Genomic DNA, 24,510 nt, shown 5'->3' with positions numbered 1-24,510 from the left:
CGTCAGCCCGCCCCGTTACCTGTGGTATCGGTGGTGGTAATAATTGTTGTATTCAGGCTGATGATTCGCATTTTTATTTTCTGTCTGTCTTAGGGTTTGTACTCTGTCTGCCTCTATTAGCTAAAGCATAAGGCACGACAAGTCAATTTTTTTCTGTTTTTCACTGCTTAGTCACGGACAAAATCAACTGTATAATTGTCTGCCTTTAAAACCCTTTCCAGTGTGATCGCCAGCTGTGTTCCCATCACACCGGATATCGAACTGTTCAGGCAGAAAATCCCCTCACATCATGAGGTCAGCTTTTTTTCGATGTCATGCAGCAAAGTATGCAGCATTGCGGCGTCACGCTGCTGCAAAAGACCCAGGCGCTGATGCAGCCAGTCGGACAATTTCTGGTCATCTTCTGCCCCGACATTTTCAAGCAAACGCCCGACTCTGGCACGCAACGCTGACAGCTGTCCTGCTTCGGCAATTTCAGGTTTTACCGAGGTCACCTGATTCAGCGAAGAGAGCTGATAACAGAACACCATCACCGCCTGCCCCAGATTGAGTGACGGATAATCGGCCACCATCGGTACGCCGGTCAGCACATCCGCCAGTTCCAGCTCTTCATTCGTCAGGCCGGAATCTTCACGACCAAAGACCAGCGCGGCATGATTGATCCACTGGCTCTTTTCTTCGAGCTGCACCTGCAATTCCTGCGGTGTGCAGTAATAGTGAAATTTAGCCCGGCTGCGGGCAGTTGTAGCTACGGTAAAATCGATATCAGCCAGGGCTTGCGCAAGCGTATTGAAATGGAGAGCATTTTGCAGGATCTCCTGCGAACCATGCGCAACCCAGCCAGCTTCCGGCCTGAGATGCGCCCCGCTGTCGACAATACGTAACGATGCGAAACCCATGGTTTTCATTGCACGAGCTGCCGCACCGACATTTTCCGGGCGAGCCGGCGAAACTAAAATAATATGAAGTTGCATATCGGGCCTTTGCAAAAGGGAAAGAAATTGCCGTCAGTATTTAAGCGATGAAATTTTACCCTGTTCCAAATCTATTCATGGCTTATATTCTTCACAAGAACTTAACAGTCGGCTGAATATATTCCTTTATTTTATCGGAAAACCTTACCTTGCAGGTAAAAAAGGTGCTGGCCCGATTAAGCAAACATGAATGAAAAATTTATCATTAATTTTCATATGGATATATAATAAGGAATCATCACCATTTTGCATTTATCTCCCGATTCTTAATCATTTGCTGAATCGTGTACAATAAATGCTGAAATGTGACTCAAGCGTGCATTCTTGTAAGTGTTTTTCACTGTTCTGTTACCGTGCTACAATTGAACTTGATATATGTCAACAAACCGTAATTTTGTTGAGTGGTAATTTCGGCACTCGCTGTTATATTGCTGTTAATAGGGTTAGGATATGCGCCGCTTTAGGACCCCGTGGAACTGCAGAAAGTGGAATCCCTGACCGAGCTTGCGATGTTGTTGTCGTTGATGGAAATTGCATCGAGAACGCGTTTACGTACTTTAGTCATGTAACGAGTGAGATGCCCAATAAAGCATCAAAATTCTCTGGGATAACAAGGACTTCTGTACTCCTATTTTCTATTTGTTGGCAATCTTAGGTAGCAATCATGCAGACCCCTCACATTCTGATCGTCGAAGACGAGTTAGTGACACGTAATACGTTAAAGAGCATTTTTGAAGCAGAAGGCTACATGGTACATGAAGCTAATGATGGCGCAGAAATGCACCATATTCTGTCCGAAAATGACATCAATCTGGTTATCATGGACATCAACCTGCCAGGCAAAAACGGCCTGCTGCTGGCACGCGAATTACGCGAACAAGCCAGCGTTGCTTTGATGTTCCTGACTGGCCGCGATAACGAAGTTGATAAAATTCTGGGTCTGGAAATCGGCGCTGATGATTACATCACTAAGCCTTTCAACCCACGCGAACTGACTATCCGCGCACGCAACCTGCTGTCCCGCACCATGAATCTGGGCACCACCGGCGAAGAACGCCGTCTGGTTGAAAGCTACAAATTCAATGGCTGGGAACTCGATATCAACAGCCGTTCGCTGGTGAGTCCGCAAGGTGAGCAGTACAAGTTACCGCGCAGCGAATTCCGCGCCATGCTGCACTTCTGCGAAAACCCGGGCAAGATCCAAACCCGTGGCGATTTGCTGAAGAAAATGACCGGCCGTGAGCTGAAGCCTCATGACCGTACCGTTGACGTCACTATCCGTCGCATCCGTAAACATTTCGAAGCGACGCCTGACACCCCGGAAATCATCGCCACCATTCATGGTGAAGGCTATCGTTTCTGCGGTGATCTGGAAGACTGATACAAAAGGTTGCCAACCGCACTGTATCCGGTGAGACGGTATCCTGTGAAAAAAACGTCAAAGGCCAGCGAAAGCTGGCCTTTTGTTTTTTGCGCATTGCTGAGAACTCACGGAGCGGTATGCGCCCACGGAATAATCGGTACCGCGCTTAGTGCGTTTTTCGGTGAACCATCCACCACTTTATCGGAGTAGCTCAGATAAATAAGTGCGTTGCGATTCGCGTCATAAAAACGGACCACCTGCAGCTTTTTAAACACCAGCGATGTGCGCTTCTGAAAAACAACCGTTCCTTTGTCTTTGCCTTGCTTAATCTTGTCGCTTAACTCAATCGGGCCCACCTGCTGACAGGAAATCGCGGCATCAGCGGTATCTTCTGCCAGCCCTAAACCGCCCTTGATGCCACCGGTTTTCGCACGACTGATATAACAAGTTACATTTTTAATATCAGGATCATCAAAGGCCTCGACAACAATCTTATGGTCGGGACCGAAGAGTTTGAAGACGGTATCGACCGAACCCACCTGCTCTGCATGCACCGCTGCAGAACAAAAAGCAAACATCGAAAAAACAAAAATCCAACATCTATTCATTAAGTTACTCCACGTCATCACCATGACGTTGTTTTCCAAAGAAACCCTACGGAGAAAGCGTGTATTCACACTTTCGGAATGAAATACTCTGTAACACAGGCAAATAGCACAGATAGCCAAAAAATTCTTAGGAAGTCTTATCGGTAAAAAGTTGCTATTATGCCGCCCATCATTCTGTGCATTTATCTTAGTTCAACGAGGACGATCTATGGATCAAGCAGGAATCATTCGTGACCTTCTTAGCTGGTTAGAAACCCATTTAGACCAGCCCTTGTCACTCGACAATGTCGCAGCCAAGGCCGGCTATTCCAAGTGGCACCTGCAGCGCATGTTTAAAGATGTCACTAATAATGCCATTGGCGCTTATATTCGTGCCCGCCGTTTGTCGAAAGCGGCCGTGGCCTTGCGTCTCACCAGTCGCCCGATTTTAGATATCGCCCTTCAGTATCGTTTTGATTCTCAACAAACATTTACCCGGGCATTCAAAAAACAATTTGCACAAACACCGGCACTGTATCGTCGTGCTGAAGACTGGCATTCGTTTGGGATTTGTCCGCCAATCCGTCTGGGCGCTTTTATTCTGCCGCAGCCTGAATATATCTCGCTGCCGGAACAGCATCTGGTCGGGATGACGCAGAGTTACGCCTGTACGCTGGAGCAAATCACCACGTACCGAAACGAGATGCGTCGTCATTTCTGGCGTCAATATATTGGTGAAGCAAAAACGCTGCCACCAATACTTTATGGCCTGCACCATTCGCGTCCAAGCCAGGAAAAAGATGACGAGCAGGAAGTATTGTACACGACCGCGCTGGAAGCTCAGCACCTGCCGGAAAACGTTGAAGGTCAGCCAATTGTGTTGCAGCACGGCGAATATGCCATGTTCCATTACAATGGCACGCCGGAGCATTTGCAGGAGTTTATTCTGACGCTGTACAGCACCTGTCTGCCGACATTGAAACTGACCCGCAGAAAGGGACAGGATATCGAACGCTTTTACACGAATGGCCGTGCCCCAGGCACTACGCCAACCGAACTACAGTGTGATTACCTGATCCCAATCCGCCGCTAACGCCTTCTGGCGTTAGCGTTGCAACTCGTCTAACGCGGGCAGTTCCAGATGTGATACATCGCCCGCTGTTTCCACAATCCAGCCATTCGCAAGCCAGGCACTTTGCTGGTGATCGACACGCGATAAAGAACAGTTACGCAGACGCAGACGACGTTCCGCATAAGCAGGTAGCCCGAGGATGGTACTGATCAGGCAGCCCAGTGCAATACCGTGACTGACCAGCAAAGGCTTACTGCCTTCCGGTAAATCCAGACAGCTGTCGAGTGCAGCACGCATACGCTCAGCCAGTTCCGTCATCGTTTCACCTTCAGGAATACGCCCTTTCGGTGAACCATCGACCATCTGCTTACGCCATACTTCTTCCTGCTCTGTCAGGCCGTCCAGAATACGCTCTTCCAGCACGCCCATATGTAATTCGCGCAAACGCGGCTCATTGATCACTTCACACCCGCAGGCATCAGCGATAATCTGCGCCGTATGGCGGGTACGTCCTAAGTCACTGGTGATGACGTGGGTGATCCCTTCATTACGCACACGCTCAGCAACCTGACGCGCCTGATAAAGACCTTTGGCCGTCAGCGGGCTGTCTGATTGCCCCTGAATACGGCGTGCGGCGTTCCATTCTGTTTCGCCGTGACGGACGAGATATACCTGTAACATGAGTGTTTTCCGTTATACTGCGTGAAATTTGCTAAAGGATGCTAAAACTCTATGTACCATGTTGTCGCTGCAACCACTAACCCGGCAAAGATCAAAGCTATCGCTATGGCTTTTGAAGACATTTTCGGCGCTGAGGCATTCCGCATTGAAGGCGTTGACGTCGACAGTGGTGTTCCCAGTCAACCTATCGGCAGTAATGAAACCCGTACCGGTGCGCGCCATCGCGTTATCGGCGCCCGCCAGGTTCGCCCCGAGGCAGACTTCTGGGTCGGCGTGGAAGCGGGTATCGAAGACAATATGACCTTCGCCTGGATGGTGATTGAGAATATGCACCAGCGTGGTGAATCCCGTTCAGCGAGCCTGATGTTACCTGAAATTATTTTACAAGGAATTAACCAGGGCAGCGAACTGGGAGATGAGATGGAAAAACTGACGGGTATCACAGAAGTAAAACGTAAAGGCGGCGCGATCGGAGTCTTTACAGCAGGAAAATTGACCCGCACCAGCGTTTATCATCAGGCGCTGGTACTGGCTTTAGCGCCTTTTCATAATTCGGTGTATCAGGTCAGAACCCAAACGCACTAAAATATCAGACGATAACGGACGCTTCAGTCGTCCGTTTTGTCTGTCAGCAGGTGCTCACTCAGCCATTCCTTAAGCTCCGCCGGTGCCGTTTTCAGGCCATTCGAACCACGTGTTATCGTGGCGATACCTGCTCCCAGCTGGCTTTTCAGCTCACGCTGACTCAACTCTCCGCGCATCAGTTCCTGAATAATCCGCACCCGCGTACCCAGCGCCGCACGTTCGTCGGGCGTAAGCAGCAGTTGCAGCAAATCCTGATGCAGATTTTCAGCAAAAGAATGCTGCAGCAATGCCAGGAAGCATTGCCAGTCCTCATTGCCTTGTTGGGAAAGAGCAGGGTCATTGATTGGTCGTTGGGTCATGATGGCTGCCATACTATTAAACTAGTACAGCAGCTTACCATAAACGACGAAGGATCAGTAACGCCTCTGCCATTCGGCATCCGTCAAAATCTTGGCGGGTTGATGTAAAAAATAGCGATAAAACGCGTCATATGCCAACACATTTTTAACATATCGACGAGTTTCAGAGAAAGGGATACTCTCGATAAACGCCACTGAATCCACCCTGCCCGCGCTGTTACCTAACCAGGTATTTACGCGTGAAGGCCCGGCGTTATATGCCGCACTGGACAAAATACGGTTGCGCCCAAACATCTGATAGACATATTCCAAATAACTGGTGCCGATCGTTATGTTCATCTGCGGATCCAGTAATTGCCCCGGATTGCTGTAGCCCTGCAACCCAAACATGTCGACGGTATGTTGCGCAGTCGCAGGCATCACCTGCATCAGACCGGCAGCGCCAACCGGCGAACGGGCTTTCGGATTCCACGCACTTTCCTGACGGGCAATCGCCATCGCGTAGCTTTGCGTGATGCCTTTATCGTTGGTCGCACGACGGAATTCATCCGGCCACGCGAGCGGGAAACGCTCTTCGAGATAATCCCACAGCTTGCCGGTAATGGTGGCCTGCACACTGAGATCCGGCCATTTTTGCTCGAACGCATAACGCGCCAGCGCCGACTGCTGCGATTCCGTACGGCTGCTGACCAGATAACTCCATTCGGTACGCGCCAGATTGTCCATCTGCCAGTACATCAGCTCACGCACACGCGCCACTTCCGGCAATTTCGCAATACTTGAATCTGGCTTAGCCGCGACAGAAATCTGCATCGGATAAGTCACGTTCAGCTTTTGCGCCGCCGCCATCGGATAGAATCCGCGGCCTTTCATTAACGTACGCAGCATCGCTTCGCCTTGCGAGCGCTGACCGTTATCAATCATCACGGACGCACGCCAGTATTGCCATTCATCTTCCTGCAGGGCATCCGACGGCAAGCGTTGCAGCCACTGGTTCAGCCCCTGACGATCTCCGGCGGCCAGCGCCATACGAATGCGGCGCTCAACAAGCGTGGTGGAATGGCTGCGCAAAATGACGTTATCGCGCCATGCCGCCTGTTCCGGTGCGGCGTCGCTGCCCATATAACGCCAGGCAACGGCTTCTTCCAGTTCGAGCCGGTCGCTGTCACTCATCTTCTGCAAGCGCACGAGCACCGGGATCATCGAACGGGCATTCTCAGAATCATCACGGGCAATGCGCGCGAACGTAATGCTGGTCGCGTTACGGGTAAAATCAGTCGGACCGACATTGCGCGCAAAGCTTTCGAGGGTATTCGGATTATTTTGCAGATCGACAAGCGCATCGCGCATGGTCTGATAATCAGGTGGCAACTGCTTTGCCAGATAACTGACCAGACTGGTGTTACCCGCTTTCATCGCCAGGCCAATTCGTTGCAGCGTCGTCAGCGCGGTCTGATTGCCTGCGCCCTGCCAGACCGAGAACAATTTATCGCAGGTATTGGGCAGTGATGTGCCGGTCAGCCAGATGTCTTTCGCACCATCAAACGCTGTTTTCTGATCGCCGGTCGCCCATTTGGCGTAATAGTAGTTACAGCGCGCCGCCACCGGTTTCGGCGGTTGCGGGCTGAATGAAAGCAAACTGTTCCAGTCCTGACGGCGCGCCAGTTCATTGACAAAGCGGGCTGGCAAAGAACGCGCAGGCGGCAATGTCGGGTTCGCTTTCACAAATGCGTTCACCTGCGCCGGTGTCGCGTCCCCCAGTTCCTGCGTTAGCTGCCGGTATTCCAGATAAGGATAAAGAGGATAGTCTTCCAGCGTCGGCATCAGCTGGCTGACAACGTCCATCTGATTGTTATCCCACGCCTGTTTAATCTGCATATAATGCTGACGCTGTGCGTCCAGCGAGTCCGCTTTCGCCACGCCCGATGCTGTTACCAGCAACACGCTCAGTGCCAGAGAGTGCCATTTGTCCACCTTGACCATACTTACCTTTATCCTCGCGGGTTGTGCCGAAACTGTTCTGCATTGTGTAGACAGCTACTACGCTAATCGATTCATTTTTAAAATTGAAGCGATGAGGAGACAGCATCACAAACTTTACACAGTGTGGTGCAAGCGCCCGGCACTTACCAGACGGAGGCAGATCTATTTTCTGTCACAGAATATCGCGGCAGGAATAATTTGAGCGGACATTATACCCGCAGATAATTAACGGGTATTCATCTGTTAATTACAAATAGATAGCAGCCTTACAATTCGAAATTAAATAGCCACACTGACAAAACTCAGCTTTATTTACATCAATTTACCCAGATAACCACTTCCTAAACAAACGTTAAATAAAATGGGAATAATACGCAAATTCCTAACTCACATAAGATAATGTTTTTTAATGATTTTTATTATTTAATTCTCTGCAAAAAGTATTTATTGGCTCAGATCAAACTTATTTACTCCGAATTAATTATGATTAGTCCCTATTGTAAAATTGATTAATTGATATTCGCTATTTCGCCGTCAGGATTGAAATATTAATAACAGCCCAGTTCTTCGCTTATGGAAAAGTATATGACTCATTCAACTTCATCGGTAAAAACGAATGCCAGCCCTTCTTCCTCTGCCGCAGCAGAAAACAAAAACTGGTATCAGATTAGTAGTAACGAGGCTATGCAGCGCCTGGAAACCGGCGAAAATGGCCTGACGCGGCAGGAAGCCAGCGAGCGCCTGAATAAATATGGCCCGAACGCATTACCGGAAAAACAATCCAAAAGTGCCCTGATGCGTTTTCTGGCGCACTTCAATGATGTCCTGATTTACATCCTGCTCGCCGCCGCCGTCGTGACCGGTGCGATGGGACACTGGGTCGATACCTTCGTCATCCTGGGCGTAGCGGTGATCAATGCGCTGATTGGTTTTCTTCAGGAGAACAGCGCCGAAAAATCACTGAAAAGTATTCAAAACATGCTGTCCAGTCAGGCCGTAGTGATGCGTGACGGACAAGTTCAAACCATTAATGCCGACCAGCTGGTGCCCGGCGATATCGTGCAACTGCGTCCCGGTGACAAAATCCCGGCAGACATCCGTATCGTCAGCGCGCATAACCTGCAGGTCGAAGAAGCGATCCTCACCGGCGAATCCACCGTCGTCATCAAAAACGCTCAGGTCATCGACGATGAAGTCATGATCGGCGATCGCCACAACTTGCTGTTCTCCGGCACCATGATCAGCGGCGGCACCGCCACCGGTGTGGTTTATGCCACCGGTCAGGACACGGAGCTGGGCCACATCAGCCAGATGATGTCAGCGATTAAAGCGCAGCGTACCCCGCTGTTGCAGCAAATCGACAAACTGGGCAAAGGCATCTTCGCGCTGATCCTGCTGATGATGGCGTTCCTGTTTGTGTTCGCTTTTATCCTGCGTGATATGCCGCTGGGCGAACTGCTCCTGTCGCTGATCAGTCTGGCTGTCGCATCGGTTCCGGAAGGTTTACCGGCAATTATCTCGATTATTCTGTCGCTGGGCGTGCAGTCGATGGCGCGTAATCATGCCATTATCCGCAAACTGCCGACCGTCGAAACGCTGGGCTCAATGACCGTCATTTGCTCGGATAAAACCGGCACGCTGACCATGAATGAAATGACCGTGAAAGCGGTGATTCTGGCAGACCGTGCTTACGATGTGGAAGGGGAAAGCTACCAGCCAAAAGGCCGCATCGTGGATGCACAAACGCAGCGCCAGGTGGATGTCATCAGTATGCCGGTGCTCAACACCTTCATCACTGCCGTGGATATCTGTAACGACAGCCAGCTGATTCAGGACGACAGAGGCCACTGGGGAATTACCGGCGGGCCGACGTCCGGCGCACTGAAAGTGCTGGCAGCGAAAGCCAGTCTGCATACCGGTCAGGTTGAATCTCTGGATAAAATCCCGTTTGATTCCAAACATAAATACATGGCGACCTTGCAGCGCATCGGCGGCAAAACCCAGTTGTTTGTGACCGGCGCACCGGATGTTCTGTTCTCCTTAGCGAAACTTGAGCTGACTGAAAACGGCGTCCAGCCTTTCCGCCGCGAGTACTGGGAAGAAGAGATGGCGCGCTATGCCCGTCAGGGTCTGCGCATGGTAGCTGCGGCTGTCAAAGATGAGCCGGAAATTGCAGGCGACCTGAACCATGTCCACCTGCAGGAAGGACTGGTGTTCACCGGGATTGCCGCCATGATGGATCCGCCACGCCCTGAAGCCATTGATGCGATTGCACAGTGTCAGCAGGCCGGGATCCGCGTGAAGATGATCACCGGTGACCATCAGGAAACCGCGATGGCTATCGGCAAAATGTTAGGCATCGGCAACAGCGGCGACTCCATCACCGGTTACCAGCTTGAGCATATGGATGACGCTGAACTGGCCGTCGCTGCCAGCCAGTACGATATTTTCGCCCGTACCAGCCCTGAGCATAAATTGCGTCTGGTCAAAGCCTTGCAGGAAAACGGTGAAGTAGTCGGGATGACCGGCGATGGCGTGAATGACGCGCCAGCGCTGAAACAGGCCGACGTCGGTATCGCAATGGGTATCAAAGGCACTGAAGTCACCAAAGAAGCCGCAGACATGGTTCTGACCGATGACAACTTCGCGACCATCGCCAGTGCGGTAAAAGAAGGACGTCGCGTTTACGACAACCTGAAGAAAACGATTCTGTTTATTCTGCCGACTAACCTCGCGCAGGGGCTGCTGATTATCCTGGCAATTCTGGCCGGTGCGGTGATCCCGCTGACGCCGGTGCAGATCTTATGGATGAACATGGCGACCTCCACCACGCTGTCGTTCGGTCTGGCCTTCGAGCCGGGTGAGAAAGGCATGATGCGTCGCCGTCCTCGCGCACCAGGTCAGCACGTACTGGATCTGCATGCCGTCTGGCGTATCGCTTTCGTCGGTATTCTGATTGCCTGCAGCGCCTTCGTTCTTGAAGCCTGGATGCAGCCGCGTGGCTACAGCAGCGATTTGATCCGTACCGTGCTGTTACAGACGCTGGTTACCGCGCAGTGGGTGTATATGTTTAACTGCCGCGTGATGGACCGCTTCCCGCTGACCCGCGAAGTGTTCGTCAACAAAGGATTGTGGATTGTTTCCGGCGTATTACTGGTGCTGCAGCTGGCGCTGATTTATCTGCCAGTCATGAACCAGTTGTTTGGCACCGTACCGATGCCGCTGAAATTCTGGGGTATCACGCTGGTGGTCGGTGCGATGATCTTCGTGATTGTCGAAATCGAGAAATGGCTGGTTAACCGCTTCATCCGCAAGAAAGTCTGACGATTTATCCTTATGCCGGGTTACCTTCTGTAGCCCGGCGTTTTACGATAAAAAACGTCACAATTCTGAAACTTTCATCTTTCCCGCTCTCAATTCGTCTCAAAGATCTCACAAAACGTTCCAAAACCCCTTCTGCTGATTTACATCAATCTCTTCCCGCTTTATTACTCTCGCCAGGGGTATCCCTTTACACAGCAATGTTAGTTTCGCCGGCGACCGGCAACTTTCACGGGAATGCCCTATCGCTGTACGGTCATTTTTATAAAAACGAGCTTCTCTGCACTGCAGTCATACAGAGGCCAAAAAACAGGTAAACCCAATGTCATCGCTCATTGTAGATAAGTGTTTTTACACACAGCTGGCATTGCATTCGCTCTTGCAACTTAACGGACAACACCAGAAAGATATTCTTTCGCTCAAGGACATCAACGAACTGCAAGCCACATGCAATTCCCTGACGCCTGAAATCATCTTTGTGAATGAAGATTGTTTTACGTCTGATGCGCCTTCCGGTCACGCCCTCAGGGCAGTGATCGACGCGCATCCCGGCACGCTTTTCTTTGTCTTTATCTCCAGAGAGAATCTCAATTATCAGAACTATGTGCCGATCCGCAAAAACATCATCATTTTGTCGAAATCTATCAGGACGACCACGATTTATCAGCTGATCGCCCACAACCTGCAACTGTCGCGTGCGGGTGAAACGGAACAATCACTGGATCTTACGCCGGTCAGCCTGAGCCGGACGGAATCGAGCATTCTAAAAATGTGGATGTCAGGACTGAATACGCAAATCATTTCCGAACATCTGAATATCAAACAGAAAACCGTGGCTTCACACAAAGGCAATATCAAACGTAAGGTGAAGACGCAAAATAAACAGGCGATATATCATGTTGTTAAGCTCACCGACATCCTGACTTCCGGCATGTTTGTGGGGCGCGTCCAGCCCTTACGTCCGGCCAGCGAACCGGACGAGTTCACCGTTCCCTTCGGCTGAAAGCCTCCTCTCCTGTCCGCTGCCGGCAACATTCTTGCCTTACTGTGAACCTGATGGTTGGGTACACGACTGAAACACGCTAAACTTCGCAGTCGGAACCCTTATCAGTCATGCCGCAGTCAGGCGGGGCTGCTTACTATGCCGCAGCGCCTGCCCTTCGCAGAAAGCGCGCGGCCCGCAGAAAGAGGCTCAAAACAACGTGGCTCAATACGTATATTCCATGCATCGCCTCGGCAAAGTTGTTCCGCCGAAGCGTCATATTCTTAAGAACATCTCCCTGAGTTTCTTCCCTGGTGCCAAAATCGGTGTTCTGGGTCTGAACGGTTCAGGTAAATCCACCCTGCTGCGCATCATGGCCGGTATCGATACCGACATCGAAGGTGAAGCACGTCCGCAGCCTGATCTGAAAATCGGTTATCTGCCGCAGGAACCTCAGCTGAACATGGAACACACCGTGCGTGAGTCCGTGGAAGAAGCTGTTTCTGAAGTCGTGGGCGCGTTAAAACGTCTTGATGAAGTCTATGCGCTGTACGCAGAACCAGAAGCTGATTTCGACAAACTGGCCGCTGAACAGGGCAGACTGGAAGAGATCATTCAGGCGCATGATGGCCATAACCTGAACAGCCAGCTGGAACGTGCTGCTGATGCACTGCGTCTGCCAGACTGGGATGCTAAAGTCGCCACGCTGTCCGGTGGTGAACGCCGCCGTGTGGCACTGTGCCGTCTGCTGCTGGAAAAACCAGACATGCTGCTGCTCGACGAACCGACCAACCACCTGGATGCAGAATCCGTGGCATGGCTGGAACGCTTCCTGCACGACTTCGAAGGTACCGTTGTGGCGATTACCCATGACCGTTACTTCCTCGATAACGTTGCCGGTTGGATCCTTGAGCTTGACCGCGGTGAAGGTATTCCGTGGGAAGGTAACTACTCCACCTGGCTGGAACAAAAAGATGAACGTCTGGCGCAGGAAGCTTCTTCTGAAGCGGCCCGTCGTAAGTCTATTGAGAAAGAGCTTGAGTGGGTTCGTCAGGGTACGAAAGGCCGTCAGTCTAAAGGCAAGGCCCGTCTGGCACGCTTTGAAGAGCTGAACAACACCGAATACCAGAAACGTAACGAAACCAACGAACTGTTCATTCCACCAGGTCCACGCCTGGGCGACAAAGTTGTCGAAGTGAAAAACCTGAGCAAGTCTTACGGTGATCGCGTTCTGATCGACGACCTGTCCTTCTCCGTGCCGAAAGGCGCTATCGTTGGCATTATCGGCCCGAACGGTGCCGGTAAATCAACCCTGTTCCGCATGATGTCGGGTCAGGAAGAAGCCAACAGCGGCACTATCGAGCTGGGCGATACCGTGAAACTGGCGTCTGTGGATCAGTTCCGTGATTCCATGGACAACAGCAAAACCGTGTGGGAAGAAGTGTCCGGTGGTCAGGACATCATGCGCATCGGCACCACTGAAATGCCAAGCCGTGCTTACGTCGGCCGCTTCAACTTCAAAGGTGTTGATCAGGGCAAACGCGTAGGCGAGTTGTCCGGTGGTGAGCGTGGCCGTCTGCATCTGGCAAAACTGCTGCAGGTTGGCGGTAACATGTTGCTGCTCGATGAACCGACCAACGACCTCGACATCGAAACCCTGCGCGCACTGGAAAACGCCTTACTGGAGTTCCCGGGCTGCGCAATGGTCATTTCCCATGACCGCTGGTTCCTCGACCGTATCGCGACCCACATCCTCGATTATCAGGATGAAGGCAAAGTCGAATTCTTCGAAGGTAACTTCACCGAATACGAAGAATACAAAAAACGTACTTTAGGTGCCGAAGCGTTAGAGCCGAAGCGCATCAAGTACAAAAAGATGATCAAGTAATCGTCTTTATAAAATTGCTAAGGCCCGGAAACGGGCCTTTTTTCTGGCTGTCATTCCCTGAAATTTATCCCGCCAGCGCCTCGCTGTAGCTCTTCGCAAAACCATACTCTTCCAGCATAAACGCAATGAAACAGGCCAGCGCCGGCGAATTCAGTTTCCGCCCCGGATAGACCAGATACAGATCATTGCCCTCGGCTTCCCATTCTGGCAACACGCGCACCAGCGTGCCATTTGCCACTTCGCCGTGACATAAAAAGGCCGGTAACAGCGTGATGCCTGCGCCCGCCAGCGCGCATTCCCGCGCATACAGCAGATTGTCGGTAGTATGCGCGGAAGGCAGCAGCCAGCGGTGATAGGTTTCACCATGATGCAACACCCATTCCGACCAGGCCCGGTGCGCAATGCAGTGATGCGATGCAAGCTGTTGCGGCGTTTCAATCGCCGGATGCTGCGCCAGATACGCCGGTGATGCCAGCAGATAGCGCGGGCTGTGCCCCAGTTCACGACCAATCAGCGAGGAATCCTGCGGTTTACCGGTACGCAGCGCGATATCAAAACCTTCCTGTACCAGATCTACCATCGCATCCGACACTGACACTTCCAGCGACACATCGGGATACCGTTTCTGAAATTCAACATTCACCCGCGCCAGCAGCGTTGCTCCCAGACCGGCGGGGCTGGTGATCCGCAAACGTCCGCTCGGGTTATCGCGCAGACGGCGAATCGCCAGTTCAGCCCGTTCGCTGGCCTGCATCATTTCCTGACAGTGGATCAGATAACGTTCACCGGCAAACGTCAGGTTCAGCTGCCGCGTCGTGCGGTTCAGCAACCGCAGGCCGATGGATTTCTCCAGCTGGCTGATACGCTGACTGACGCTGGATTTAGGTAATCCCGCCCGGCTGGCAGCCTGCGTGAAGCTGCCACATTCCGCCACCAGCGCAAAGAGCGCCATATCCTGCAACTGTTTAAACATGATTGTTCACCTCAGCCGAACACTTTGTTAGTTATTGTCCATCTTATCAGGTTGCGTCATGACGACTAGACTGTCTGTATACCTAACGGAGGCAGAAAACATGACCATTAAAGCAATCGCAGTAAATCCAAAAGACCCGGCTCACTTTATCGCTGTTGAATTACCACAGCCTGTCGCGAAAGATTACGACCTGCTGGTGGAAGTGAAAGCGGTGTCAATCAATCCGGTCGATACCAAAGTGCACAAAGGCGTGCAAAAAAGCGGTCTGGATGCACCAAAAGTACTGGGCTGGGATGCCAGCGGTATCGTCAAATCCGTCGGCAGCGCAGTGAAAAATTTCAAAGCGGGTGATGAAGTCTGGTACGCCGGGGATATCACCCGTTCCGGCAGCAATGCAACGGAACAGCTGATCGACTCACGTATTGTGTCCGTCAAACCGAAAAGCCTGGACTGGGCACAGGCCGCTGCCATGCCACTGACCACGCTGACCGCATGGGAAGCACTGTTCGAGCATCTGAAAATTCAGGATGCCTCTGCGGATAAAACCCTGCTCATCATCGGCGGTGCCGGTGGCGTCGGATCACTGGCGATCCCGTTCGCGTCATTGCGCAGCAAAGTGAAAGTGATCGCGACAGCTTCCCGTCCGGAATCGGCACAATGGTGTCTGGATCGCGGTGCGGATCTGACAGTGAATTACAAAGATCTGAAAGGTGAACTGGCGAAGCACGATATCAAACAGGTGGATTTTATTCTGTGTCTGAACGACACCGACGGCCACTGGGAAGCCATTTCTGACCTGATCGCACCGATGGGCCACATCTGTACCATCGTTGAAAACGAACATCCGCTGGACATGAACAAACTGAAACTGAAAAGCGCCGCACTGCACTGGGAACTGATGTATACCCGCAGCATGTTCACCACACCGGATATTGCCGAACAGGGCGAGATCCTCAAACAAGTCGCCGCGCTGGTGGATAAAGGTAAAGTACAAACCACACTAAGCGAAACCCTTCACGGCCTGACCGTGGAAAGCATCGAAGCGGCCCACGCCAAAGTGCTCGACGGCCATATGCAGGGCAAAGTCGTCGTCGCTTTCTAAATACGCTGTCGCCTAAAAAAAGCCCCGTCACTTTCATGCCGGGGCTTTTTCATTCACATATTTCCGCTATTCGCCGTCGTCCACTTTCTGCCATTTAGCATCGGGGTCAAATGTCGTGATCGCTTTTGCCGCGGCATCAGTATTCTCGCCTAAATCCTGCTGATAAACCTCGCCCTGCTGATTGATCATAAAACTGGTAACTCCGGTATGACCATACGCCGCCGGCCAGGCGATCAGCGCAAAACCTTGGGTCATCTTGCCATTTTCGATATAGCTGAGGGCACCGCCGCTGGCATTCGCACCCTGCGACGTCAGAATGCGATAGTAATAGCCGTGATAATCAGACCCCGCCTGCGCATCACCGAAGGCTGGCCCCAGCGGGCTTGGCGCTTCCCCCTCTTTCACCGGCCAGTAAAGGCCATCGTGTTGCCCTTCAGTGCTGACAAAGCGCTGCGCATATTGCCCGGTAATCTGCTGATACTCGTGCTGGGCATCCGCATACGCTGACACGGCCTGAATGGCAGAAAGCTCATTGCGACCAATCGTACGGATTTCAATTTCAGCAGCACCGGCGGCCATATCAAATGACCAGCCCTGCGCCGTATGTTTCATCGGGATCGGCAACTGCCAGTTCTCCGGACCGACATTCAGGTGAGCAATATCACCCTGTTTGGCAATCTTGTGACTGATATTCCAGTCCCGCAGAAAGCGAGCAACCTCATCCGGATCCACACCTTTTGGCGGCAGATAGACCTGCCAGTCATTACCGAGAAGTTGTTCAAGTGACGCATCATCGTGTGCCTCAATGGCTTTGACCAACGCCTGCGCGGCCAGCTCAGGGCTGGTAAATGTCTGCTGCGCGAAACCCGTTAAGGGCAGTAACAGCAGGCCTGCGGAAATCAAAATATTACGCAATCTCTTCATTACCTTTCCTCGTCAGTCTAGCGACGGTGTAAATGAGCTGGCTCTGCATTCGCAGGGCGTGACCGCTGGAAGTTCTGCATATGTTCGCGGCTATGATTCCCCCGCGATTGCTGCTGTTGCCACGACGGACTACGACTGGAATTGCCACTAAATGCTGTGCTGTGTGATGCATTCAGATTCTGTCGCTGATGCTGACTCAATTGCTGCGACGGCTGGCGGTTCGTATTGTGCTGAGACAACGACTGCTGATGCTGAGGCAACTGATGCCCCGTCACATTACGTGTACCGGCACGGTCTCCGGCATTGGCTACCGGGGCTGAACGCGGCAGGTTTCGCTGCTGTGTATGCGCCTGCGCCTGCGGGGTGTTCTGATGCTGATTCATCACCGACGCTGCCTGCTGACGGCGCTGATCCAGATTCTGGTTCTGCACACCGCCCCCATTGCGTCCGACGGCATTATTGTTGCTGATACCGCGCGAGTTATTATCGAAACCACGCGTGTCGTTGTCGAAACCACGATAGTTATTACGCTGCGCCGCGTTATTCAGTGCACGGTTTTGCGTCGCACCATTGAGGTTCGTGCTGCGGTTCGTCAAACCGGCGTTGTAGGCCGGATTATGCTGCCAGCCTGCGGTATTCGATGCGCCCGGATGATTCAGCCCGTTGTTATTGTTGCCGGAGATACGGTTGTAATTATTAACGTTCACATTGACGTATTTATTCTGCGAACCGCCATGATGCCCGTCGTCGTGGTGATCGTCGTGATGGTCATAATCATCATGATGATGATCGTCGTCATCCCAGTCGATGCTGCCAAAAATCGCATACGTCGCGGCGACACCGACACCAAACCCGATCCCCGATGCTATGCCGTTCACGAACTGTTGTCCCGGAGGCGGTGGCAGATATACCGGCGGATAGGCCGGTGTCGGCCAGGCGCCGTAAACCACATTCGGGTTGTAACTCGGCACATACACTACCTGCGGATCGGCAGATTCAATCACAATCGTTTGCTGCGCCGCCGCACTTTTCACCACCGTTGTTGAAGCCGGTTTCGGTTTAACGGTCACCGTCTGCTGCGGCGTGCTTTTCAGCGCCCCGCTCTTTTGCGCCACTTCGCGAAATTTCTGCACAGTGTTCATCACGTCATCCGGTTGCGCCAGAAACGCGTTCCCCAGATTCTGTACCCATGCCGGATCTTCACCCAGCAGCGCCAGCAGTTGCGGAAAAGCGACCAGCGATTTTACACTCGGATCCCAGGGTTCGTTCGCGACCTGAGTGACGGCGGCATCCCCCTGACTTTGCGGATGGTCACGCGACCATTGCACAGCCTGAATCACGTTAGTCGGATAAGTCGACGCCATCAGCACCTGCGAAAGCAGGCTGTCAGGATAAAGCGCGACTGGCGCGACCCATTGATCAAGCTGAGCTTGTGTAAATGACGCAGGGGCAACGGGTGCAGCAACAGGAACTGCTGGCGGAGGCGCGGCGGCGGGTGCAGGCACAGGCGCAGTCTGCGTCGTGGTTTCGGCCTGACTGCTGACCGGAAGCCAGCCTTGCATAAACATCACACTCGCCAGAGCAAATGCCCCCACGCCGCACAAGACTGCGATACCCCAGGGCTTGAATGATAAATTCATTCGGTTCACCTTAGAAAGCCTCAGCGGGAATGAGAGGCATATTGAATGAGTATAATCGGAGAAATAAATCTCAACGGCCGCCACTGTATTTTTATTTCAGGTAAGATATTTACACATAAAATGCGTAATAAAATCCCTAAAAAATGCTTCTCACTCAATCCCATGAATAAAAAGAGAATTTTATTTTACAGCGTTACAAAATGAATTAATAAAATCACACTGAAAGATAATCGGATGAATTCATTAATAATTATATAAAATATATTGGTAATTTATCATTCATTGTATGAATGATAATAAAAAAGCGCGTATCCCGGAGAATACACGCTCTTTATTTGTCCCCGGTCAGATAACCGGGGGCTCGTTTAACCGGCTGGTATCGGCTGCCAGCATGTTCTGCACCAGTTCCACGCATTCGAGAAAACGCTGATCGTAATCTGAAGATTCAACGTGTACATAATCCACATTGTTTTCTTTCAGCATTTCGATGAGCAGATTCTGGAAAGACATCCGGTCGGTGGTACTGCCTAAACTGCGCAGGCCGTCGGCCACCCACGGCGTGTTGTTTTCCAGCAGGATAACCAGATCGAATTTGTATTCGTCCATCAGCGCCTGCACAAACGGATGTTCACGCCCTTCATATTTTTTACAGAAGGCCTGAGTGGTCAGAAAGTCGGTATCAATAAAGGCCACTTTATTGGCATATTTCACCGCGAAATCGATGTACTGCGCCTGACCCAACGCGATCTTGTCATAGTCAGAATATTGCAGCGCCATTTCGTCGCCACCCAGGTGCGAGAACACATAATCGCGGCCATATTCCCATGCACTGGTGGTATTAAAAATGTTAGCCAGCTTATTCACCAGCGTCGATTTCCCGCTGGATTCTCCGCCGAGAATCGCCACGGTCCGCACGAAGAACGGCTTCACTTCAGTCGGAATATAATCCCAGTAACGGAACGGGTCATGACGGATCTGACGACCGCTGATATTCATAAACGAACGTTTCGGGTCGATCAGTACGGTCTCAATCCCGAGATGTTCGCGGTATTGCGGCGCATCAGCCTCTTCACTGGAATAAATAGTGTTGGGTTCAATGCCTTTCTGGCTCATGAACTCTTTAATGCCGCGTCCCCATACGTCCCAGCCATGCGGATAGGGTTCCATCCCCTCTTCGTTAAAGGCATGAATACGTATGTTTTTCTGGTATTTGAACGTCTGCAGTAACCAGCGCAGACGGTCACTGACCGTTGGCTGCTGGGACATGGAACTGTTTTCAAAAAGCTCGCGATCGCGCGGCTCGTCATAGCCCATGATGATATGCAGTTCATCCACCTGACTGCAGGCGCGCTGGATCAGATAGATATGGCCGGTGTGCAGCGGATAAAACTTGCCGAACACCACGCCGATATTCTTTTCACGACGGGGAAACTCAAGATCAAGGAAGCGGTGCAAAGCCTCCAGCTTCTGAGCGCTGGGACTTTTTATCTTTGCATTCAACAACTGGCTAAGATAACCCTTGGTCATCCCGCTGGCTTCGGCCACCTGTTGCAGCGTGCGTCCCTGTTGTTTTATCGCGGTTTTTAGATAGTCGAACTGTGACATGCCTTGTCCCCAGGTTTGCTGTACTAAACAAAATAGCTAAACAAAAAATAGCACAAAGGCAGCCCCGAATTACAGCGGAGAAAAGCTACAGCATAGAACAGTTACAAATCGTCGAGGATCGCCAGCGCATCAGCCAGCTTTTTGACGCCAAATACCTGCATACCCGCCGGGACTTTCTTCGGCACGTTGGCATGCGGCACAATCGCACGCTTAAAGCCGTGCTTTGCCGCTTCCGTAATACGTTCCTGACCACTCGGCACCGGACGAATTTCACCTGCCAGCCCGACTTCACCGAAGACCACTAAATCCTGCGGCAACGGACGGTCACGCAGACTGGAGACAAGAGAGAGCAGCAGCGCCAGATCCGCGCTGGTTTCGGTGACTTTCACACCGCCAACTACGTTGACGAACACATCCTGATCCGCCATCTGCAAACCGCCGTGACGATGCAAGACCGCCAGCAAAATGGCTAAACGGTTTTGTTCAAGGCCAACCGCCACGCGACGCGGATTGCCCATCATCGACTGATCAACCAGGGCCTGAACCTCAACCAGCAACGGACGCGTTCCCTCCCACAGCACCATCACGGAACTGCCGGAAGTAATTTCATCGCCACGGCTGAGGAAAATTGCTGAAGGGTTGCTGACTTCACGCAGCCCCTGCTCGGTCATGGCGAACACGCCGAGTTCGTTCACGGCACCAAAACGGTTTTTATGGCTGCGCAGCGTACGAAAACGCGAATCGGCGTCGCCATCGAGCAGCACGGAACAGTCGATACAGTGCTCGAGCACTTTCGGACCGGCCAGTGAACCGTCTTTGGTCACATGACCCACCATCACGATCGCCACGCCACGCGTTTTGGCGAAACGGGTCAGATACGCTGCCGTTTCACGGACCTGCGCAACCGTGCCCGGTGACGACTGGATATCCGCCATGTGCATCACCTGAATGGAATCGATCACCATCAGTTTAGGCTGTTCTTTATCGGCAATGTCGCAAATCTGTTCGATGCTGGTTTCCGACAACATATTCATATTGGCCGTCGGTAACCCCAGACGGTGCGCACGCATCGCCACCTGCTGCAAAGATTCTTCGCCGGTGACGTACAGGGTTTTCATGTTTTCGCTGAGATGACACAGAATTTGCAGCAGCAGCGTACTTTTACCTGCACCGGGATTACCCCCAATCAGGATCGCACTGCCGGGCACCACGCCGCCGCCCAGTACGCGATCAAACTCTTTAAAACCGGTGCTGAAACGCGGAAGTTCATCAAGGCTGATATCGGAAAGTTTCTGCACGCGACTGACGCCTGCATCACCGGCGTAACCGGTCAGACGCTCGTTACGCGCCACAGTCGGGGAAGCCGCCAAACGGATTTCAGTAATGCTGTTCCAGGCCTGACAGGCACTACACTGCCCTTGCCAGCGCGGATAATCTGCGCCACATTCATTACACACAAATGCACGTTTTGCTGCTTTTGCCACAACTTACCTCGATGATATTTAAAAGAAATTTATAATGCCTGACTGCCGCTAAAAATACACAACACCCCAAGCAGATCCGCATGCCGGATACAGACTGAAGCCTGTTCATACACTTTCGGCTTTGCGTGATACGCAATGCCCAGACCGGCCACCGCCATCATTTTCAGGTCATTGGCGCCGTCGCCAATCGCAATGGTTTGTTCCTGAGGAATCCCCAGTTTTTCCGCCAGCTTCAGCAAGGTATCTGCTTTATATTGCGCGTCGACGACAGGGCCAATCACACGCCCGGTCAGTTTGCCGTCGCGAATTTCCAGCTCGTTCGCCGCGACATCAATCAGATTCAGCTTATCGCGCAGGTATTCGGCGTAATAGGTAAAGCCGCCGGAAGCAATTGCAACGTGCCACCCTGCTTCCTGTAAACGCTGAACCATCACGGTCAGTCCCGGCATCAGCGGCAGGGTTTCGCGCACCTGCTCAAGAATACCCGCGTCTGCATCTTTCAGGGTCGCCACGCGCTGGCGCAGACTGGCGGAGAAATCCAGCTCGCCACGCATCGCACGCTCAGTGACTTCCGCCACCTGTTCACCGACGCCTGCCAGTTTGGCAATTTCGTCGATGCATTCAATCTCAATCGCGGTAGAATCCATGTCCATCACCAGCAGACCTGGCGTGCGCAGATAAGGCACTTTGCCAAGCTGGGTGACATCAAATTCGAAAGATTCAGCCAGCTGTTGCGCATCAGTAGTGAGCGAACCGGCAAGGCGTACAACCTGATAACCTTCCACCGCCCAGGCGCTGACAATCACCAGAGCACGACCTAACCGGCGCTGGAACTGCGTAATGCTCGTTTTATCGAGTTTTCTACCATAAAGCAGCCATCCGGTATGTCCGGCCCGGTAATCCAGCGGCATGACCTCGTCACCGCTCAATGAAAGGGGAAGTCCCGGCCATTGGTGGATCTCCGCAGGAAGATCGCAATAGGTCAGACTGTTTGGCATGATGGCTCCTGTAGGGCGTTATGGCATAGGAAAACAAATATCAGTATTTACCCAAAATCATTCGAGTTGCATCAAGGCAGCAACTGAATGAATCTCCGGAAGCTGACACAGGTCAGTGACCGGAGTGAATGAAGGCAGCCAACGCAGAGGCAGCCTGAAGGATGCAGGGTAAAATGAGGCATCAAGCTACCTTATCGTGACGTCTTCTGGCAACATAAAGTCTTCGAAAAACGCAAGGAAACAGAATGGCCAAGGCCAAACTCAAATTTCGCCTGCACCGCGCCGCTATCGTATTGATTAGTCTGGCTTTATTAGTCATTCTGATGCAAGGCGCATCCTATTTCAGTCTGGGTCACCAACTGGCACGCTCGACGCAGGTGGAACAGCTTGCCCAGACGCTCGCCAAACAGGTGGCGTTTTCGCTCGCGCCGCTGATGGACAGCACTAATGATGGCGCCGATATCGCACAAATTTCCACTATTTTGAGCCAGCTTACCGACGGAAGCCGCATTCTCGATGCCAGCGTTTATGAGTCAGATGGCTCCCTGGTCGCCCATGCAGGCGAACAGGTGCCGGTACGCGACAGATTATCGCTCGATGGTAAACGCGCAGGCAGCTACTTCAATCATCAGATTGTGGTGCCTATTGAGGATAAAAACGGTCCGAGCGGATTTTTACGTATCACGCTGGACACGCACGTACTGGCGACTGAATCCAAGCAGGTAGATAACACCACCAATCTGTTACGTCTGATGATGCTCGCTGCGCTGGGTGTCGGTATTATTCTGGCCCGCACGCTGCTGCAAGGACGTCGTTCGCGCTGGCAGCAATCGCCGTTCCTGCTGACCGCCAGCAAACCGCTCAAAGAAGATGACGAACAGGAAGATGAGCCGGACGAGTTCGGCCCGCCGCCGGTACTGAACATTCCTGAGCCGGAATCTGAGGTCGCACCGGCAAAACCGGCGACCGAAGCACAAACCAAAGAAGCCGCACAGGCCGCTTACCGCAGCCTCAAAAGAAGCCGGCCGAAGTGAGTCAGGAAAACAGCTTAATCACCCTGGCTATGCATAGCTAAATGCATAGCTAATTCCATCGCAAAATGAACAGAGACCATCCGTAATATTCTATTTTATAAAGAAATAGCTACGGGTAAGGTTCGTTCTCCACCAAGAAGACGAATTAATATGCATAGCTAAATGCATAGCAAAACGGGCGCCATCCGGCGCCCGTTTTAGTTACTGCAGGATCTGCAGAATTTATTCTTTGTCGCCCAGCAGAACGGATTCCAGCGCGATTTCAATCATGTCGTTGAAGGTCGTCTGACGTTCAGCGGCAGTAGTTTGTTCGTGAGTACGGATATGGTCGGAAACGGTACAGATGGTCAGCGCTTTTGCACCGAATTCTGCTGCCACGCCGTAAATACCAGCGGCTTCCATTTCGACACCCAGAATGCCGTATTTTTCCATCACGTCGAACATCTGCGGGTCTGGTGTGTAGAACAGGTCAGCGGAGAAGATGTTACCCACGCGGGCATTGATGCCTTTGGCTTTCGCTGCATCAGCGGCGTTACGCACCATGTCGTAATCGGCGATAGCCGCGTAATCGTGGTCTTTGAAACGCATGCGGTTCACTTTGGAATCGGTGCAGGCACCCATGCCGATCACGATATCGCGCAGTTTGATATCAGCACGCACAGCACCACAAGAACCCACGCGGATGATTTTCTTCACGCCGAATTCAGTGATCAATTCTTTGGCATAAATTGAGCAGGAAGGAATGCCCATGCCGTGACCCATAACAGAGATTTTGCGGCCTTTATAAGTGCCGGTGAAGCCCAACATGCCACGCACGTCGTTCACCTGCTTAACATCCTGAAGGAAAGTTTCCGCGATGTGCTTGGCGCGCAGCGGATCGCCCGGCATCAGCACTACGTCAGCGAAGTCGCCCATTTCAGCATTAATGTGTGGAGTTGCCATTATCTTTTCCTAA

21 protein-coding genes and 1 other annotated feature (1 of these 22 cut by a window edge) are annotated in these 24,510 nt (G+C 52.1%); of the genes, 8 read left to right on the top strand and 13 right to left on the bottom strand.

Annotation, left to right across the window (positions count from 1 at the left end; genetic code table 11):
* Positions 1 to 64, bottom strand: a sequence feature (Thr leader region); it reaches 53 nt to the left of the window's first position.
* Positions 3 to 71 (bottom strand): thr operon leader peptide, encoded by a 69-nt coding sequence (gene thrL / locus CKQ54_RS06575; protein ID WP_071823645.1) that lies wholly within the window; start codon positions 69 to 71, stop codon positions 3 to 5. It overlaps the preceding feature by 62 nt.
* A gap of 216 nt (positions 72 to 287) precedes the next feature.
* Positions 288 to 974, bottom strand: coding sequence for a tRNA/rRNA methyltransferase (locus CKQ54_RS06570; RefSeq protein WP_120161966.1), 687 nt, complete (start codon positions 972 to 974; stop codon positions 288 to 290).
* Positions 975 to 1,638: 664 nt separating this feature from the next.
* Between CKQ54_RS06570 and arcA the strand changes: the two genes are divergently transcribed.
* The gene (gene arcA, locus CKQ54_RS06565) at positions 1,639 to 2,355 is read left to right on the top strand and encodes a two-component system response regulator ArcA (RefSeq protein ID WP_112168192.1); all 717 of its coding nucleotides are present in this window, start codon (positions 1,639 to 1,641) and stop codon (positions 2,353 to 2,355) included.
* A 107-nt stretch (positions 2,356 to 2,462) separates the two neighbouring features.
* On the opposite strand, the gene creA is transcribed toward arcA, so the two are convergent.
* Positions 2,463 to 2,945: a protein CreA gene (gene creA, locus CKQ54_RS06560; RefSeq protein ID WP_120161967.1), complete on the bottom strand. Its 483-nt coding sequence runs from the start codon at positions 2,943 to 2,945 to the stop codon at positions 2,463 to 2,465.
* A 208-nt stretch (positions 2,946 to 3,153) separates the two neighbouring features.
* Here creA and robA point away from each other — a divergent pair, with 208 nt between their 5' ends.
* Complete coding sequence (robA, locus tag CKQ54_RS06555) at positions 3,154 to 4,017, top strand: MDR efflux pump AcrAB transcriptional activator RobA (RefSeq protein WP_095924588.1); 864 nt, start codon at positions 3,154 to 3,156, stop codon at positions 4,015 to 4,017.
* A 12-nt stretch (positions 4,018 to 4,029) separates the two neighbouring features.
* On the opposite strand, the gene gpmB is transcribed toward robA, so the two are convergent.
* Positions 4,030 to 4,677 (bottom strand): 2,3-diphosphoglycerate-dependent phosphoglycerate mutase GpmB, encoded by a 648-nt coding sequence (gene gpmB / locus CKQ54_RS06550; protein WP_113876304.1) that lies wholly within the window; start codon positions 4,675 to 4,677, stop codon positions 4,030 to 4,032.
* A 51-nt stretch (positions 4,678 to 4,728) separates the two neighbouring features.
* On the opposite strand from gpmB, the gene yjjX reads away from it, so the two are divergent.
* Positions 4,729 to 5,262, top strand: coding sequence for an inosine/xanthosine triphosphatase (gene yjjX / locus CKQ54_RS06545; RefSeq protein ID WP_112288874.1), 534 nt, complete (start codon positions 4,729 to 4,731; stop codon positions 5,260 to 5,262).
* 23 nt (positions 5,263 to 5,285) lie between these two features.
* On the opposite strand, the gene trpR is transcribed toward yjjX, so the two are convergent.
* Together trpR and sltY are read right to left on the bottom strand one after the other, a co-directional pair.
* Positions 5,286 to 5,621 (bottom strand): trp operon repressor, encoded by a 336-nt coding sequence (gene trpR / locus CKQ54_RS06540; protein ID WP_112288875.1) that lies wholly within the window; start codon positions 5,619 to 5,621, stop codon positions 5,286 to 5,288.
* A 54-nt stretch (positions 5,622 to 5,675) separates the two neighbouring features.
* Positions 5,676 to 7,595 (bottom strand): murein transglycosylase, encoded by a 1,920-nt coding sequence (sltY, locus tag CKQ54_RS06535; RefSeq protein WP_208644610.1) that lies wholly within the window; start codon positions 7,593 to 7,595, stop codon positions 5,676 to 5,678.
* A gap of 594 nt (positions 7,596 to 8,189) precedes the next feature.
* Between sltY and CKQ54_RS06530 the strand changes: the two genes are divergently transcribed.
* From CKQ54_RS06530 to ettA, 3 genes are all read left to right on the top strand, one after another.
* Positions 8,190 to 10,928 (top strand): cation-transporting P-type ATPase, encoded by a 2,739-nt coding sequence (locus CKQ54_RS06530; protein WP_120162004.1) that lies wholly within the window; start codon positions 8,190 to 8,192, stop codon positions 10,926 to 10,928.
* A gap of 319 nt (positions 10,929 to 11,247) precedes the next feature.
* Positions 11,248 to 11,928: a transcriptional regulator RcsA gene (rcsA, locus tag CKQ54_RS06525; protein WP_120161969.1), complete on the top strand. Its 681-nt coding sequence runs from the start codon at positions 11,248 to 11,250 to the stop codon at positions 11,926 to 11,928.
* A 199-nt stretch (positions 11,929 to 12,127) separates the two neighbouring features.
* Entirely contained in the window at positions 12,128 to 13,795 is a 1,668-nt protein-coding gene (gene ettA, locus CKQ54_RS06520; RefSeq protein WP_120161970.1) for an energy-dependent translational throttle protein EttA, read from the top strand.
* A 64-nt stretch (positions 13,796 to 13,859) separates the two neighbouring features.
* Here ettA and CKQ54_RS06515 read toward each other — a convergent pair whose 3' ends face one another.
* The gene (locus CKQ54_RS06515) at positions 13,860 to 14,768 is read right to left on the bottom strand and encodes a LysR family transcriptional regulator (protein WP_112288879.1); all 909 of its coding nucleotides are present in this window, start codon (positions 14,766 to 14,768) and stop codon (positions 13,860 to 13,862) included.
* Positions 14,769 to 14,868: 100 nt separating this feature from the next.
* Between CKQ54_RS06515 and CKQ54_RS06510 the strand changes: the two genes are divergently transcribed.
* Complete coding sequence (locus CKQ54_RS06510; protein WP_120161971.1) at positions 14,869 to 15,870, top strand: zinc-binding alcohol dehydrogenase family protein; 1,002 nt, start codon at positions 14,869 to 14,871, stop codon at positions 15,868 to 15,870.
* A 66-nt stretch (positions 15,871 to 15,936) separates the two neighbouring features.
* On the opposite strand, the gene CKQ54_RS06505 is transcribed toward CKQ54_RS06510, so the two are convergent.
* From CKQ54_RS06505 to serB, 5 genes are all read right to left on the bottom strand, one after another.
* Positions 15,937 to 16,794 (bottom strand): DUF2950 domain-containing protein, encoded by an 858-nt coding sequence (locus CKQ54_RS06505; protein ID WP_120161972.1) that lies wholly within the window; start codon positions 16,792 to 16,794, stop codon positions 15,937 to 15,939.
* 17 nt (positions 16,795 to 16,811) lie between these two features.
* Positions 16,812 to 18,434 carry a DUF3300 domain-containing protein gene (locus tag CKQ54_RS06500; protein WP_120161973.1) on the bottom strand — a complete coding sequence of 541 codons (1,623 nt, stop codon included), beginning with the start codon at positions 18,432 to 18,434 and terminating at the stop codon, positions 16,812 to 16,814.
* Positions 18,435 to 18,779: 345 nt separating this feature from the next.
* Complete coding sequence (nadR, locus tag CKQ54_RS06495; RefSeq protein WP_112289022.1) at positions 18,780 to 20,039, bottom strand: multifunctional transcriptional regulator/nicotinamide-nucleotide adenylyltransferase/ribosylnicotinamide kinase NadR; 1,260 nt, start codon at positions 20,037 to 20,039, stop codon at positions 18,780 to 18,782.
* Between the two features lie 101 nt (positions 20,040 to 20,140).
* Positions 20,141 to 21,523, bottom strand: coding sequence for a DNA repair protein RadA (radA, locus tag CKQ54_RS06490; protein WP_112289023.1), 1,383 nt, complete (start codon positions 21,521 to 21,523; stop codon positions 20,141 to 20,143).
* Between the two features lie 29 nt (positions 21,524 to 21,552).
* Positions 21,553 to 22,521 (bottom strand): phosphoserine phosphatase, encoded by a 969-nt coding sequence (gene serB / locus CKQ54_RS06485; RefSeq protein WP_112289024.1) that lies wholly within the window; start codon positions 22,519 to 22,521, stop codon positions 21,553 to 21,555.
* A 245-nt stretch (positions 22,522 to 22,766) separates the two neighbouring features.
* On the opposite strand from serB, the gene CKQ54_RS06480 reads away from it, so the two are divergent.
* A complete protein-coding gene (locus tag CKQ54_RS06480) occupies positions 22,767 to 23,555 on the top strand; it encodes a YtjB family periplasmic protein (RefSeq protein ID WP_112289025.1) in 789 nt (262 codons plus the stop codon).
* Positions 23,556 to 23,777: 222 nt separating this feature from the next.
* Here the strand turns inward: CKQ54_RS06480 and deoD are convergent, their stop codons facing one another.
* Positions 23,778 to 24,497 carry a purine-nucleoside phosphorylase gene (gene deoD / locus CKQ54_RS06475; RefSeq protein WP_013577098.1) on the bottom strand — a complete coding sequence of 240 codons (720 nt, stop codon included), beginning with the start codon at positions 24,495 to 24,497 and terminating at the stop codon, positions 23,778 to 23,780.
* Positions 24,498 to 24,510: the final 13 nt, after the last annotated feature.

The organism is Rahnella variigena (assembly GCF_003610915.1).
Classification (GTDB): domain Bacteria; phylum Pseudomonadota; class Gammaproteobacteria; order Enterobacterales; family Enterobacteriaceae; genus Rahnella; species Rahnella variigena.
This window is presented reverse-complemented; position numbering and strand designations above follow the sequence as displayed.